Consider the following 15,851-nt stretch of genomic DNA (forward strand, 5'->3'; position numbering starts at 1 on the left):
TTCCATTTACTAAATATCCCTTCTCCCCACCAGGGGAGAAGAGGGCAGATGAGGGTATTACTTAACCTGAGGATCAATCACATAATCCCACAGATTATTAAATGTTTGCACAATCTGAAAAGGGCTAAGCACTACCGAAACATTAGCCAATGCAACAGATAAGTCACTGCTGTCGCCAACCAAGATATTGGCTGCAATTGGTGCGATGACACCACTATTATGAATGTAGTCGATAATTCGCTTATCCAGATCTTCAATGCTATTCAGATAGGGAATTAAGATCAGTGGATGTATGGTCTTATTCATTAAAATTTTAGAAAACTGTTCCCAAGATGCAATGACTGAATCAGGCGCCATCATTTTACTGGCAAATTCTTTCCATATTTCCAGTCTCAATTTTCTGGCCAAAGAATCTTTAAATAAACTGCCATTATCATCAAAAATGACAATCGACGTTTCGCTATCAAGAGTAAAAGAACGCTGATTCACATTCGCAGAACCAATAATTGCGATTTCATCATCTGCAATGATTATCTTGGAATGCATCGCCGGATGGTAATTCTCTTTAGGTGCATTGACGCGATCGATTAAAACAAGCGCCACTTTATCCTTAACCTGTTGATTCACCCCGTTGAGTAACGCATCCCAAAACTCTCCTCTTTTTCTATCAGGAATCAGTATGTCTGTGGTTTCTTGCGAGTCTTGAATGGCTAAAATTAAACTGACAAAATTTGATTCTTGAATTTTTTTATTGAGTTGCGTTGCTACATCAACATTGACTAAGTATTGATCCTCAATATAAATATATTTTTGCGCGTTTGCTATGATAGAAAAATAAGCGTCCTTCAAACTGCGATCTTTATCATTACTATTGGGATCATTATAAGTGCCAACAACTTTCCCATAATGAAAATCACCAAAAGTGATTTCATCTGGCTTCGTTTCATTTTCACCTTTGAGAAGTACATTTTTTGTACTAGGATGGTTATGCCATCTTTTTTTAAATTTCTGGAGAATTTGATACGCTGCTGGTCCTTGAACTTTACAATGCACATCATGAACGTTTGAATAGTCCTTGTGGTATACATCAAATCGATTCTTGTTGATGTCCATTCCACCACAAAAAGAAATGAGCCCCTCCCCCCCTTTCACAATAATTACTTTTTCATGATGGCTGCCTACATTCTTGGATAAGCAATAGCGAAGGATGACATAAAAGGGATCCAGCTCTTTGAACATCGATTTAAATCGATTAAATTTCTGCATAATAAAAGGGACGAATTGGCCGATAAATTGCTGTGACTCGGACGTGGAGTACGTATGATCATCTAAGAGAGCATATGTATTAGAAAGGCCATTTAATCTAGGAATATTCTTCAAGTTCAGTTGTTGCAGCTCGACACTTGGGTTATTCCAGATTAATACCCGCAACTCGACTCCACTCGCCGTAGCGGTATTTAATAAATCAAACAAAGTGGACTTTTGATCGCTCTCAATAAGAGGAAAATCAACATCCAGCATCCACCCAAGAATGTAAATATAATGATCTTGGGTTTTTGCTGTCTTAATCGCTTTTACAATCGCAGTAAACGCATTCGCCCCATCGACAAAATAGTCAATACGATTCCGTGTTGCCTCCGGAAATATTTTTAACCATTTATTAGCCATGGTTAGATCTGCCTACCCGTTTTGGGATCGTACTTTACTTCGACCGGAACAATTTGATCGGTTGGCAGAATTTCTATCCATTGATCAAAAATTTCATAGTTTTTACCCACGTTTGCACGAAAGCCTCCTTGTAAGGGAAAGAATCCATGCTCGTAGACTCTATCAATAGGTGTTGCCGTTACGGTATTGCTGTCATCAACCAATGCGGGATCTGATACTTCACCCGGTTTGGGGTATTTTCCCGTCTGGATTCCTTCCTGGTATTTCTGTTGTATTTTTTTGGCTAAGTCCATAATGACATCTATCATTTTTTGCCCATCCAATGGATTGCCATTGATGTCTTTTTCATCTGAATTGTTGGTATGATAAATAACATCATCAGTTATCCCATTCATGCCTTCAACACCTTTTAACCAATTAATGGCCGCCTCTTCTTTGCCTGGTCTGATAGGAATTACCGCTTTGACCCATGGCGCATTTAAAAATGCATTGCGCATATTATCCCCATCAAGCTGCAGCAACCATCCCAAACTACTTCCTAATTTGGCAGGATCTGAATCTTCCGTAATGTAATAATTATCCCTTTGTAGATCATTTACACCTCCCCAACCCACGGTACTGGAACTCATAATATTGTTTTCAGAATTTAAGTCGGCAATGCTTATTTTGTTCATCAATCCCTTCTGCAACACTTTATTGACGCCACTAAGTACTGGGCCTGATGGGTTAAATACGGGTGTTGGTGTTTCTTGTAACTGTTGTTTGCTGCGATGTAAGCGTGGCCGCCACCATTCTGGCGAAACAAAATACAGCATTTTATCAATATCAAAAATAGAATTAACAAGCTCTGCGACAACATGGCGAGTTCGATCATCAGGCAGTGGAACATCGTTTAAAAGCATCCCCTGAACAAGCTGGCGGTACACCACTATACGCTCTTCTTCCCTTAATTCATCACTATCGCGCGATTGAATTTTACTTGCTTTGGTCACCCTATCTTTAACATTTTCCACGTAGGCTTTTTCATATTCTGCTTTTTCTTTCGCTTTGAAACTAGCCAGATTTGCATTGTTTTGTTGGATAATTGCATCATTAGCACCTGCTTTTGGACTCCAATGCAGAATAAGTGTTACTTCAAGACTGTTTTCTCCTTGAAAATCCGCGTAATCCAGATGCAAAGTAAACGTTGCTTTATCCGATAAATTTTGAATGGCATCTTTTCTTGACACTTTAACCGGTTTACCTTGAGGGTCAAATTCCACATCCGTCAAATCATAATTTGCTTTGGAACACACGAATTCCTGCGCAAAATCCACTTGAATTTTTTCCACATCATCAAACACAACCCATTCTGTACCAGAATAAACACCATTGACATAAACTTTCTTATTGTCCGCATCCGTACTATCTATAGAAACAAAAGGGATGGTTATGATTTTTTCTTCTTGAAATGGCTGAAACGTTGGGATTTCTTCCGGATGCGGAATACTATCCAAATCGGCCGGTTTGGCAATATGGATCAGCTCTGCAATCCCCAACTCCTTGCCTGGATCATCAACGTAGGTTTGCCAACAAAGGTACGAGCCAACATCCTGGACTTGCACACCAACTTGTCGCATTTTTCGTCGTAACTCATAGTTAATGAGTTCTTCTGTTGTGTTCGTTAACGTATGTTTTGTGCTCGCAACATCCGTTATTTCCGTCACGGTCTTAAACGTTGATTTATAATTTTTGCGTATTTCAGAAGATAATTGATCTGTTTGCTGACGCATTTGTTTATGTGTCGCTTCGCGAGCCGTTTGTTGTGAACTCTTATCATCGAAACTGGACGTCGCTTCGACTGATGCATACGACGCTTTGACACTCGCACCAAAATTGACATCTTGTTGATTGTCTTGTTTCACTGCATCAGAAAGCTCATCTTGGGTTGTGGTCGTTGTGGAAGACTTCGTGGTGATATCCAGCGTGGTTTCCAATGTGCGTTCAACTGTTGAGGTACGCGTATGGACTTCGATGAGTTCTACGGTAGAGCCGGGGCTCAGCCAAACATGATCAACCGGTGTTCCAAGAAAAGTATCTAACTCAAAGAAATATTGTCGAAATAAATGAACGATACTGATTGGTGATAAAGCAACACAATCAAGATATTCTTTATTGGTAGGGTCTAGATCATTAATATTAAGAAATGCATCACCACTGTTATCGGCAGAAAGCATCTTTGTTAATCGTGTCGCGTCTTCAGTATTATTCACCGTATTATAAAAGATGTCTGCTAAGAGATCGTAGGCGCGTTGCTTCACAAGAAATAATACAGTACCTGCCACAGATGACTCATATTCTAATTGATGTTCCAATACACCAATATCTATTCTGCGTGTATTAATCGATGATCCAGTAACATTTCCAGCACGCATGAGAATGCCCGTACTGGGATTTAAATTATTCCGGCTATTAATTTGCGAATAGGCATCCGTATATATTTTTACAATATTTTTATTGAGGATTGCATTCACATTATCACTGGTAATGATCGTATCCCATATACTCGGTTGATAATTTTGATATGGCGGCAGCTGCAAGGAAATTTGTTGTAATACAACGCTATCAAAAGTGCGGATTTTTCCTGCTTCCAATGCACCTGCTTTAATTTGAATGTTGATTTGTCCATCTTGGTTGAAGTTGATATCGATTAAACCAGCAAATTCATTTTTTAGTTTCTCTAAAATAGAGGATTTGTCATTTTGAAATCCCGTCTGAAAGCGCTGTTGAATTCGTTTTGATTTCCATCCAAGTAACGGTTGGTATATGCCAAATAACTCACTATCATAAGGAAGTACGGTGGTATAATTCGAAAGATCGGTTATTCGTTTCACTATCGTCATTTTCACAACCTCCTGTATTCATCCATGAATTCCTTGAGTTTGTTTTTGATAGTCATTAAATGTTTTTATGGATAAGGAATCCAACAACATTGCCAATCCCCCCCCCCATCTGTACAAATTTAGCACAAATAATGAATTATGCTTGCTTTTATTTTTCAAAAGTAATTCAGAACTTTTTTTATCAACCCTCTTGAACCTTTGTTGTAGATAAGTTAATTATCAAGATGAGCCCTAAATATCCACTAGAGATTATTGGCATGCATAAAAGGATTTAGATATGAAGACAAAAATACCCACCCCCCAAAAATTGCACAACAAAAATCCTAAAAACAGCAGAGCCTTACCTATTCAATTGATACAACAAGCCGAACCTGATCGCAGCTACTTTCTAAAAAGTACCGTCGCAGGGATAAACAATTTTTTTTCAATGCGAGTCAAAGAACTGTATAACACCCTGGCTTGGACCTTTTCTTTAGATGCGGTGGATTGGAGTACTTTTAATAAATACATCTGGCCTACAATTTCCTCTGGAGCAGCTTTGCTTCTTGGCCATTATCTCACCCCATGCCTTAGTGAATACCTAATGGGGAGCTCCGAATATGATTTTATTGTCAAATTTATTTTTGGCGCCACCATCTTAGGCTATTGTGCCTTAAATCGGATTACCGATGAGAAATTTGATTCTGGAATAGCGCTATCGGCGGCTGTGGCCAGTGAGGTTATGGCAATAACCTCTATGTATAGTTCGGTTTTTAAGGGTACTGGCTTTTTACTCGATGGCCGTGTTTCAGATGAGTATGCATTAATTGCCGGACTGGGAGCCAGCGCATTAGTTGTTCCCAGTGGAATTGCTTACCTCACCCGCAAAGCACAAGAATTACTGGTCCGTTTCCAATACAATCAAGGCGCACAGCGCTCAGACACAGCCGTGATTTCCAGTGGGCTAACCCCATTATCCAATTTGTATTTCCAGATCAATCACTTTATTGCCGGCGAACTGATGGTAAGCTCGCGAGCCTTTCAATTGGGGCTCATTGCGCACAATATTCGTTATGCCGATCGCATCGTACAAAAATTTCGGAACTTACCTGCATTACTCGCTGATTTAGCACCATCGACTATAAAAAAAATGCGCGTACAGCAAGAAAAATTAGACCATGATTACGAATACAATCATAAGTTACATAAGGTGTTAAAGTTCACCGCAAATGGCCCAATAATCAAAGACGTTCCTAGGTATAAACTTCGTACTGGAGATTTAGTGCTTTGCGATGAGAGCATCAATTTAGATTGTGTACCTATATCCGGAGAGCTTGTTGCATTACAACGTAATGTAGAAAATGAATGGACACAAACACTGGAGCGAAAGAAATTTAGCGTCAATCTTAAAGCACAAAATGGTGAGGACGTGTGGATCGAGCATCACACCAAACCTAATTTGACTTCCAATTACAAAAAAGTGGACTTATATGCTGTTAGAGATGGCAAACAAGCAGGAGTACTTGTAGGTGATAAATTAAATATCTACGGTAATGACAACATTTTTATTCAAATTAAACCCGAGAAAGAACTGATATTAAGTAGTAACTATGAGAAAAAGTCCGTTATTGATGACATTATCGCTGAGCGAAAGCAAAGAAGCGTTTTATATTCTATTTTAGGCTCCATTATTATGGCGGCTTTTCTGCAGAGAGACATTACGCTCATGCCTGCAGAAACACTCAAACTCATGTTCACCCTATTTCAAACGCTGATTCCCTTTTCCGAAGCTTTTTTACGTGAAACAGTAAATAGCTACTTAATGAAACAATTGAATAGCAATTTGGGAGATCAGCCTTTTGAATCGATTGATGCACGACGGCTAGTAGATTTATGTAATGCATTGGGCGGATATTATCGCGATAAATTTCCCAATGGAGTTGTCATTATTTCTGATAAAACCGGCACTCTGACTACAACTCAAATGGATGTATTAGGGTTGTGGACCACCGCGATGCCAGTTGAGGTACAACGTCTTGTCAAAGAAAACAAAGAAGAAGTTCTTTTACCCGAAGAATCACAATGGCTTAAATCCTTTGCAGTCTTTTGTTACGCCTATACCAATCATAAAAAAGAATTAGAACCTGAAGAACATGCGATTTTGGAATTATTCAAATCGTTATTGGATGATGAACAATGTTTGGAAGTGACCACTTTGGGGAACAATCACTTTAAAAAGGTCATTTCCATCAAAGAAGCACGACAAGAAGTCGAGACGTTTCATCTGGGTTTATATCGTACGTTTGGCGGTCGCTTTACCCTCATTCAGCAAGGTGATGAAGCATCTCTTGTCTTTTGCGGGGTACCTAAAGCGGAAGCCTTTCAAGCTACTCCGTTATTAGAGGCCTATACCTCGATGCAAAGCCGTACTGAAGTCTTATCACGCGACTGGTGTATTGCACATACAAAACTCAGTGAGCTTGAATTTGCCGCTTTAAGAGAGTTATTTGATAAGGATAATAAAAAGGAAATTGAGAGTTTCCTTATAAAAAACAAAAAACTCCTTGAACAATTACAATATCACGGAACGTTTATTATTGATAACCCGGTAAAAAAAGGGGCGGAGCAATTTATTGCTCAATGTCGAGAAATATCCGTCCCAGTGTTTGTAGCAACTGGTGATACTAAGAAAGCTGCGGTAAACATTGCCAAAGTGTTATGCCCACAAAACGCAAAAAACATTATTATCGTGAGTGCAGATGAAACTGAAAACCATGCAGTCGATTTAAGTGCAGAAACTTGCCCCCCTGATGCCACGGTTATCTTTGCGGGTGTCAATGAAACCATATTAGCGCATTTTCAAAAATTGATGGATAGAAAGAAGACAAAGCGCCCAGTCATTATTTTTGCGGAAATGAGTACCGAAGGGAAAGGGATTCTAGCCAGTTATCTCAAGGATCATCAGTATTTTATTGTCGCCAATGGCGATGGTACCAATGATGTCATGATGATGAAGAATTCAAATGTGGTCATTGCGCATCATTCAGATGACGGTACTTTTGCTCCTGGAGTAGCTGCTTTAGCAAATATCAGTGAAACACAACTGCAACGATTATTTGGTTCTGAGAAAAGCTTTTATGAACTTTTTGATATTCACCTCCCCAAAAGCTTTTTTGTACAACAGTTTGCCCCCATGGCAAATTCACAAGAAAAACCTACCATGGCTTTAGCACTTAAAAGTGGGAAAATGACGTTTGATTTAGCGAAAACAGTGGGCGCCAATGTCACCGAAATGAATCAGCAACATTGGTATAGTGTGGCATTCGACTTATTATGGCTATGGATTTCGTTTTATGAAATTAATCAAAGTGCTGATTTACCCATGGATAACCGAAATATCAATGCATCAAGACTGATTTCCAACACCATGGGCATCGCGCTTCTCATCGCGATTTTTCAATCCTTAGCCAATTATGCGTTGTTTAACGAGTCAACGAATTTAGGCAGCATGCTGATTACCTTAGCCTTGCTGCCGCTCGTGCTAAAAAGTGTCTTTTCAGGCTTTCAAATGGTGCAAGAAAATTTGTATCCCGAACCGGAAATCATCGAAGTTGAAGAGAACGTTGAGGCAAACTCTAATCGCTCCCTCTTGAGTTATGTAGGCTCTTTTTTTTCACGCAAACCTACAAAGCAAGTGGAGCAGCCAGCTACTAGTCCTAAATTAGAGTAAACAGACTATCCCTGCAAGTCGGTAAAAAGACGTTATTTAAAAACCTTATGTAAAAGGATGTGTTGATAAAACTGTATCGCACGCTCAACTGCGGTTGGCATATAATAACCGATCCCTGGATTTGTTTTGCGAGCCTCCAACCAGGCAATAGTCACCAGTTTTCTTGCCAACATAAAATAGGGAAGTAGTCGAATATCTTCAGCGGAAAGAGGCATGTGTTCACCGTACCCACGCAATAAAGCCTCTTTTAACCGATAAAATGACTGATGCAAATTTCCCTCGGCCAAATGCTCGAATGCACACAAAGCGACAGCCAAGTCATCATTATAAAATCCAAGCCCACAGTCATCAAAATCAATTATTGCGAAGTGTCCCTGATGCACCAAAATATTGTTAGGCTGGGTATCAAAATGAATTACACCAGTTTTCTCCGGGTGTTTGCATTCGAATTCTTTTAAGATCTCATAAACCATCCGCCTTGCTGCAGTAAGTACCTTTTGTTCCTGAATGGACACGTCTGTAAGTGTTTCTATGTTATAAAACTTTGCGGTTTCCGCACCGATTAGCCCATCAGCGAGCCAATAGTTTCTATGCGGCATGGATATGCCGCGCCCGCTCTGATGCAACGCACCAATCAATTTTCCCAAGGTATTGGCATACTGTTCATTGATACCGTTCCATTTTGTCTTACCCGCTAACCATTCAGAGACAAAACAATAGCGGTCTGATTGGACCATCTGGTGTTGCACTTCAATAAAGTAGTGTCCAGAAAGTGTTTTTACTGGCGCAGGCACTATTAGATCTGTAGTGCTGCGTATGTGTTGCATCCAGTGTATTTCCTCCTCAATCGCGGCATGTTGATGATGTCCATAAGGATTAATTCTTAAGGCATAACGTTTATTTTGGTGATCTGTGATTCTGAAAATCGCGTTCGCACTGTATTTAATAAATTCAATATTATGAGTAATAAATGGGTAGTGCTTCAGTGCTTCTATAGCCAGAGCTCTTAATCTTCTGACCTGCGCTAAATAAGAGGCCCGCTCAAAAAGTTGCTTGGTTTTCATAAATTGCTACCGTTAAAAAGCCGCTCGCATCTGATCCTAAAAATACATTGTTTTATTTCAATTTCATATTCTCTTAATGATTTGTCGTTTAAATTGATTTAAATTTATACAATAAAACAGAGTTTCTATGTTCGTCAAACACGATAATTCCACACAAATTGAATCAGGCAAGAAGAAAAAATACCTCCCTTTTTTTAAAGTTCATATTTCCTTAATCATTTATTGATATAATTGATTAACTTTTGACAACAAGAGATTTATCCAATGCAAAGCAAAGACGATTCATCCAGTTCAACTGAATCTACTAAAAAGACCAAAAGTATTTTATCCAAACCAACTGAATCTGCTAAAAAGACCCCAAAGAGTGTTTCATGGAATGACGATAAGACAGAAGGAAAAATGGATGAGGGACATCTGGTGATTAGGGAAAGTGCTTCTCTTAACAAAAAAACACTAGACAAGCAGATTGTAGAATTACAAAAAAGTGGTTATACCGAAATTGAAGCCACTGCGATAGTAGGAAAAGCGCAAACACCAAGTGGACAAGTCATTATAACAGAACCAATATTTTATGCCTCTAAAGAAGAAATAGCGGAGGGCAAAAAATTGCGGGAAGAGAATAAAGTAAATCCTTGTAGCTTTTTCTCTCCAACTACTATTGGAGTCGGAGTGGGAATCGCCTTAGCAGTTGCTACAGTGGGAATTGTTGCGTTTAGTAACCAATAGAAAACGACCAACAGTTACAAAGATTATAGCCTGGGTGAAGGCAAAGCATAACCCGGGTTAAGGATACCTCTAAAGAAGCCTACAAAAACGTAAATCGATACAACTTTTTCTCACCACCTACTATTGGCGTAAGAGCAGCTTTAATCCAAGCAACAATAGAGTTCATTACCACAAGAAAATAGAAAAATGCTCTCCTTTTTTGAAGCTCATATTTCCTTAATCATTTATTGATAAAATTGATTGATTTTTGATGAAAACAAGAGGTTTATCCAATGCAAAGCAAAGACGACTCATCCAAACCCACTGAATCGAGTAAAAAGATCAAAAGTATTTTATCCAAATCAACTGAGTCTACTAAAAAGACCAAAAAAAGTGTTTCCTGGAATGATACTCAGTCTGAAGGACAAATACGCCCAGAATCGCTTAAAATTGCACCGAGTGCTTCTCCCACTAAAAAAGTATTAGAACAACAGATCAAAGAATTACAAAAAAATGGTTATTCAGAAATTGAAGCCACGGCGATAGTAGGCGTACCGTCAACACCCAGTGGGCAAGATATAATACATACAGACATCTATTATACTTCTAGAGACAAAATAGCAGAGCGCAGATTTTTCCGGGAGCAAAACAAAGCGTCAGCACGTGGAGGCCTAGTTCCTGCACAAGACGACGTGCCTACTTCGCCAAAAGACGAGGATGAAGTAAGCCCTTATAGCTTTTTCTCTCCAACAACTATTGGGATGGCTGCCTTAGCAGTTGCGGCACTAGGGTTTGCTGTACTCAAAAAATAGAAAAAACTCTTTCACTAAGTAACTCCTCTAAATTCCTGTCATTCCCGCCTGTGCGGCAATGACACTACATAGAAACAATATTCTTATTAAAATCCGCTCAATTGTTCAAAAAGGAGAGCTGTATTTCAGAACAGAACATCCCTGCTGCTTATTCAGTTAGTTAAAATAACCATTTTTTAAATCTGTTTCAAAATCATTTGGCCAATTACTTCGGTATAAGCCATATTGTTTTTTTATAGAATTCTTCTCAATCGTTATCCATACTTGTGCACTCACTATTTGGCTGGGATCATAGCTTGAACCATTTTTGGTGGTTATTGTAAATTCATTGGCGGAAAACCCATTCCTCAATAAAATGTTTTGCACGTCTTGTCTTATTACATCGTCACCATTATGCATTGTTTATTCCTTAAACAGATACTTAAGGTAATTATAGCGCTCATTTATGTGAACGTATGTGTACCTGGAAAAACCTTACTCAGCTGACATAGGTCGGGCCAAGGCCCGACTTTTTCGTTCACGCAAAATACTAGTGCTGTTGCGTTTGATCTTACGGCTTCTCATTAAACTCCATTATCCAGAATTTTTGTGATGAATTCATATTTTTAGGAACAGGGGCGACCACTATAGTTTGCACCAATGGAGGATTAAAAGGTCCATCAGCAGTTGCCCATTGATATGTTATTTCAAACTCCCAAGAATTCTTACTTTCTGCCATTTTTTTAATCTTATAAGAAGTAATCCATGGGCTGGAAGTTCCGGAAACCCAATAAGGCCAATTGTCTTTATATTTCTTTTTTAATTGATCCGAAAACAACATAAATTGAACGGCGCCATTACGTTGTTTATTCGCTTTTGCGAACAAATTCGCAACTTCGTCCAGCTTTTGTGGAGCCAGTGCTTTCTCCAACATGGAAATTCGCGCGGCATCTGAATCAGACTGAGAAACATTTTCAGTCATACTATAGGCTGTTACAGAACATAAAAAAATCAACCCACTGAGCATCAAATTTATTTTTGAACTTTTCATCGTGTTCTCTTGATTAAGGGTAGTTTTAATCTTTATTTATAGGCCAATTTATCCCTAATGTCATTAGATCCACGTCATCATGAGATCCCTCGCCATGCTCGGGATGACATAGAATCGCAAGAGCAAGTGTAGGCTGGGCTTTTTTTGTCAACGATGACGTGGGCTGCACGAGTATTTTTTAAAGAGATCAATTAAATGTCTTGCTGATGGCCCTATTTCTTGAGGTTGATGATGCACTAAATAGACTGGGTAGGTTCTGATGTTATTTTCTTTCATATTGAGAGGAAGGATAGGTAAGTTTCTCTCTTCGACCATTTGCTGTGGGAGCCAGGCAAAACCTATCCCATGTGCCACACATTGAACTTTCATTTCCAAGGTACTTACCTTCCAATGAAATTCAGAACCCAACCAGCCTTCATCACGTTTTTTATTTGCTCCAGAATCCTGCGCAATGAGATAACGTTCATCATAAAGATCGTCAAGTGTGCTCTGTTTTTGATGCAACGGACTGTCTTTATGAGCATAAGGAAGAAAATGCACATCCATGAGTTTATCACCCATATAACCCTCCGGAATTTTTGAAATAATCGCGAGCTCTACTTCACCGTGGACTAATTGATCACTAGGACCTGATAATAAACCTTGATGAATAATCAGCTTAGTCTGTTTATTCTCCTGTCCAAATTGGTGCAAAACGGTCATTAATACCGACGCTGGAAAAATCTCATCAATGGCAAGACGCAATGATTTTTCATAAGGTGATTTTAAATTTAGCGCAGCAATTTCGACATTTTTTGCCGCCCGGGTAATTTGCCGCGATAACTTTAAAATATCCACTCCCTGTTCAGTCAACACGGCCTTGCGTCCATCAAGTTGTAGTAATTGCATACCTAACATTTCCTGAAGTTTGGCAACCGTGTAACTGATATTGGATTGGCTTTTATGCAATTTTATTGCCGCTTTAGCAAAGCTTCCTTCATCGATTACGGTTTGCAATACCCGCCATTGTTCCAAAGTTACCTTAGTCATGATTCGCCACGTATCCATCTAAAAATTAGATATGTTTGGTCAAAATTATGCGCTTTTTTTATTTAAATAGCCATTTATAATCAATTTGTTAGATTAACAAGGAGCCATAATGAAAAAAATACTGATGTCATTAATCACTGGGAGTTTATTGATTCACTCAATTGCTGCAGTCGCAGGAGCAATTCAAGAAGCAAACAAACAGATAGTTACTCAATTTTATCAAAAAGCATTGAATGAAAAAGACTTTGATGCTGCACAAAATTACTTAGGTGCTTGGTATATTCAACATAATCCTCTGGCTCAAGATGGGATTGATGGCTTAAAAAATTACATTAACTACCTCAAAAAGACTTATCCGCAATCACATAGTGAGATCAAACGTATTCTTGCAGATGGCGATTATGTGATTGTACATGTCCATTCTGTTCTAGAACCAGGAACACAAGGAAGAGCCATAGTGGATATTTTTCGCCTGGAAAACAATAAAATTTATGAACATTGGGATGTAATTCAACCTATTCCTGCTGAGGCAGCAAATAGTAATGGGATGTTTTAAGAGCCCCTCATCGGCCCTGGGGTCCCTTCTCCCCTTGGGGAGAAGGGATTGCAAAAGATTTTCCTCTTTCCTATTATTGGCAGAAGGCAAGGGAGAGGGAAAACTATAGAATTTGACCACTTGTAAGACCATTATGTACACTTAATAGTGTATACCTTATGGATTGTATCATTATGTCAAAACCATTTATTCCTCAAATACATCCCCCTACTTCATTTGTGGAACCCGCATTCTGGTTTATTTTTCACGGTGAAAATATTCTTTTGCAAAACCATACCATACCTCATCTTTTTGATATCAACGCCCTCGATCTTTCGATTGAACGGCAAATTTATTTAGGAACATACGGAAAGACACCGTGTTTTGCAGTGCAAATTGGCCAACAACCACCAGCATTACCCGAATACATGGCTTTTCAGCACATTCGCCAAGCACATGAGCTAATAAGCGATGAGGATTTGTTTTTACTTGTTTCCAAAGCAAAACAATTGTTGCACTGGGACAGCAGTACTCAATACTGTGGCTATTGTGGCCATAAAACAAAATACAGTGATAAAGAACGGGCCAAAGTATGCTCAAATTGTAATTCATTAATTTTTCCGCAAATTGCACCAGTCATGTTGGCGCTCATCTGGCGAGATGATGAAATCTTACTTGCGCGTTCGCCTCATTTCATGCCTGGAATTTACAGTATCTTGGCAGGTTTTGTGGAGCCAGGAGAAATGCTTGAGCACACCGTTGTTCGTGAAGTCCAAGAAGAAGTAGGACTAACGATAAAAAACTTGCATTATTTTTCCTCCCAACCATGGCCATTTCAAAGTAATTTGATGTTAGGGTTTGTTGCTGAATATGAAAGTGGTGAGATTCAAATTGATACAAGGGAAATCGAAGATGCCCAATGGTTCTCCATAAAAAAACTGCCTCAATTACCCAAACCCATTAGCCTTTCACGACAAATGATTGATAAATATTTAGCCATGCGCTCTAAATAAGTACCTCCCTTAGTTGTGTGCAAATCGTTTTTACACTACAGTGCCCGCCAAACAAACCATAAGACATGTAATTACGCACTTTGTAAATTAAAAATGCGCATCAGGAATTAAATGAAAACCCAAAACTGAAATCCTTGAAGAGCTCGACTTATTGTATGAAAAGAATCAATTACCCATTATGATGATGCAAAGCACTTATTAAATCTTATTCAAAGCTACTATAGCAAAGCACAAAATGCTGGGCTTAATATTTCCCCTCGTAATGCGCAAATGATGAGCCTGCATATTCGCGATGACATAAAACTGAAAGCAAGAAAAGAAACCACTTAAAGAGGTCTTAACCCAATTACAGCCTAAAACTAGCGATAAAAAATTTATCTGGACTGACGCACGCAAAAGAGAATGTAACAAGCCTGACTGAAGAATATTTTTCAGCACGCACCTATGCGCAAAGCTAAAGTTTATTCCCTCCCCCCATGAAAGTTGCTGAGGAAGAACAAAGGCATGAAATATTAGTGTATTAGCTCTATGAAAATCTTTAATTCCATTCATTGTAGCCTGGGTGAGGAAGTCGTAACCCGAGGTTTCGGGAGCAATATCCTATGCATTTGATCCCGGTTTTTCGCTACGCCACGCCAGGTTACGACAATCACAAAATTTCAATTGGACTACACTTCAATTATAAGAGTATAAAAGGAGTACTCAAATGGATACATCAAAGTTTTTAAGTAAGGTTCTGGGAATTTATCTGATCGTTATCAGTGTGGCCATATTAATCAACATGCATCAATTTACAATCTATGTCCAAGCCTTGTTAAAAGATGCACCATTAATACTGGTTCTGGGTTTTTGGACTTTCATTCTTGGGCTACTTATGGTTGTAAGCCACAATGTTTGGCAATGGAGCTGGCGGCTTTTAATCACCATTATTTCTTGGCTCATCTTGCTGAAAGGAGCAAGTATGATTTTTTATCCGCATTATATTGATCAAGCGACTGTTCTTTTTGTGCAAAATGAAAGTATTGCCTATAGCGCCATTGGATTTGATCTGATTATCGGAATCATCCTCTGCTATCTAGGTTTTAAACGTTAAATCTATCTAGTGTGCTGGCTCCTTCCACTCCCTGTCCATATATTAGGCAATTCGTCGACAAAAAAAGCCAAATAACTGTAGGCTGGGCTGCTAAGCCCAGCGCTAAAGTATTTCCCTCTTAGAAACACCCCGGAGAAGATACGTGTTAATTGGGCTTCATAATAGAATTTTTGGAGAGTACGAATTAACTCAGCAGATCCTGGGCTTAACAGCCCTGCCTGCCCGGTTATCTATGTGATGGTACAACTGTCATCCCCGCAAAATTAAGCACGCTTTGCTCCTGAGTCAGGTCCAGTCCATAAGGATTATCC

General features: G+C 39.0%; 12 protein-coding genes. 6 read left to right on the forward strand and 6 right to left on the reverse strand.

Annotated features, from left to right (window positions below):
• Nucleotides 1-57: 57 nt before the first annotated feature.
• Nucleotides 58-1,668, reverse strand: coding sequence for a phospholipase D-like domain-containing protein (locus BGO44_RS11410; protein ID WP_273200418.1), 1,611 nt, complete (start codon nucleotides 1,666-1,668; stop codon nucleotides 58-60).
• 2 nt (nucleotides 1,669-1,670) lie between these two features.
• Nucleotides 1,671-4,550, reverse strand: coding sequence for a hypothetical protein (locus BGO44_RS11415; RefSeq protein ID WP_273200420.1), 2,880 nt, complete (start codon nucleotides 4,548-4,550; stop codon nucleotides 1,671-1,673).
• A 277-nt stretch (nucleotides 4,551-4,827) separates the two neighbouring features.
• On the opposite strand from BGO44_RS11415, the gene BGO44_RS11420 reads away from it, so the two are divergent.
• A complete protein-coding gene (locus BGO44_RS11420) occupies nucleotides 4,828-8,259 on the forward strand; it encodes a cation-translocating P-type ATPase (RefSeq protein WP_273200423.1) in 3,432 nt (1,143 codons plus the stop codon).
• Between the two features lie 32 nt (nucleotides 8,260-8,291).
• Here the strand turns inward: BGO44_RS11420 and BGO44_RS11425 are convergent, their stop codons facing one another.
• On the reverse strand, nucleotides 8,292-9,323 hold the full coding sequence (locus BGO44_RS11425; RefSeq protein ID WP_273200424.1) for a phosphotransferase enzyme family protein: 1,032 nt from the start codon (nucleotides 9,321-9,323) through the stop codon (nucleotides 8,292-8,294).
• Between the two features lie 264 nt (nucleotides 9,324-9,587).
• Between BGO44_RS11425 and BGO44_RS11430 the strand changes: the two genes are divergently transcribed.
• Nucleotides 9,588-10,049, forward strand: coding sequence for a hypothetical protein (locus tag BGO44_RS11430; protein WP_273200426.1), 462 nt, complete (start codon nucleotides 9,588-9,590; stop codon nucleotides 10,047-10,049).
• A gap of 272 nt (nucleotides 10,050-10,321) precedes the next feature.
• Nucleotides 10,322-10,840 carry a hypothetical protein gene (locus BGO44_RS11435; protein ID WP_273200428.1) on the forward strand — a complete coding sequence of 173 codons (519 nt, stop codon included), beginning with the start codon at nucleotides 10,322-10,324 and terminating at the stop codon, nucleotides 10,838-10,840.
• A gap of 156 nt (nucleotides 10,841-10,996) precedes the next feature.
• Here the strand turns inward: BGO44_RS11435 and BGO44_RS11440 are convergent, their stop codons facing one another.
• The 3 genes from BGO44_RS11440 to BGO44_RS11450 form a co-directional block, all read right to left on the reverse strand.
• The gene (locus BGO44_RS11440) at nucleotides 10,997-11,239 is read right to left on the reverse strand and encodes a hypothetical protein (protein WP_058509838.1); all 243 of its coding nucleotides are present in this window, start codon (nucleotides 11,237-11,239) and stop codon (nucleotides 10,997-10,999) included.
• A 151-nt stretch (nucleotides 11,240-11,390) separates the two neighbouring features.
• Nucleotides 11,391-11,870 carry a hypothetical protein gene (locus BGO44_RS11445; protein WP_273200429.1) on the reverse strand — a complete coding sequence of 160 codons (480 nt, stop codon included), beginning with the start codon at nucleotides 11,868-11,870 and terminating at the stop codon, nucleotides 11,391-11,393.
• Between the two features lie 147 nt (nucleotides 11,871-12,017).
• A complete protein-coding gene (locus BGO44_RS11450) occupies nucleotides 12,018-12,899 on the reverse strand; it encodes a LysR family transcriptional regulator (RefSeq protein ID WP_273200431.1) in 882 nt (293 codons plus the stop codon).
• Nucleotides 12,900-13,008: 109 nt separating this feature from the next.
• Between BGO44_RS11450 and BGO44_RS11455 the strand changes: the two genes are divergently transcribed.
• The 3 genes from BGO44_RS11455 to BGO44_RS11465 all read left to right on the forward strand — a co-directional run bounded on the left by BGO44_RS11455 (nucleotide 13,009) and on the right by BGO44_RS11465 (nucleotide 15,540).
• A complete protein-coding gene (locus BGO44_RS11455) occupies nucleotides 13,009-13,455 on the forward strand; it encodes a nuclear transport factor 2 family protein (RefSeq protein WP_273200432.1) in 447 nt (148 codons plus the stop codon).
• A 173-nt stretch (nucleotides 13,456-13,628) separates the two neighbouring features.
• The gene (nudC, locus tag BGO44_RS11460; RefSeq protein WP_273200433.1) at nucleotides 13,629-14,447 is read left to right on the forward strand and encodes an NAD(+) diphosphatase; all 819 of its coding nucleotides are present in this window, start codon (nucleotides 13,629-13,631) and stop codon (nucleotides 14,445-14,447) included.
• A gap of 706 nt (nucleotides 14,448-15,153) precedes the next feature.
• Nucleotides 15,154-15,540 (forward strand): hypothetical protein, encoded by a 387-nt coding sequence (locus BGO44_RS11465; RefSeq protein WP_058509832.1) that lies wholly within the window; start codon nucleotides 15,154-15,156, stop codon nucleotides 15,538-15,540.
• Nucleotides 15,541-15,851: the final 311 nt, after the last annotated feature.

The organism is Legionella sp. 39-23 (assembly GCF_001897665.1).
Lineage (GTDB): Bacteria > Pseudomonadota > Gammaproteobacteria > Legionellales > Legionellaceae > Legionella > Legionella steelei.